General features: G+C 63.4%; 1 protein-coding gene. It reads left to right on the forward strand.

What is annotated here, in order from left to right; genetic code table 11:
* Positions 1–268 (forward strand): Hsp70 family protein (locus R0J88_RS20530; protein ID WP_410900956.1); only part of this gene is annotated, 268 nt, incomplete at both ends.

Genomic DNA, 268 nt, shown 5'->3' on the forward strand with positions numbered 1-268 from the left:
GGTGCTGCTGAAGATCTTCCAGGGCGAAAGCCGCCTGGTGCGCGACAACGTCGCCCTGGGCCAGCTGGAAATGCGCGTGCCCAAGCGCCCCGCCGGCGAAGTCTCGTTGGACGTGCGCTTCACCTACGACATCAACGGCCTGCTGGAAGCCCAGGTGAGCATCCCGCTGACCGGGGAAAGCCATTCCCTGGTGATCGAAAACAACCCCGGCGTGCTGACTCCGGAAGAAATCCAGGAGCGCCTCAAGGCCCTGGCGCAATTGAAGACT

This window comes from Pseudoalteromonas sp. SIMBA_162, from assembly GCF_046535955.1.
Taxonomy (GTDB): domain Bacteria; phylum Pseudomonadota; class Gammaproteobacteria; order Enterobacterales; family Alteromonadaceae; genus Pseudoalteromonas; species Pseudoalteromonas marina.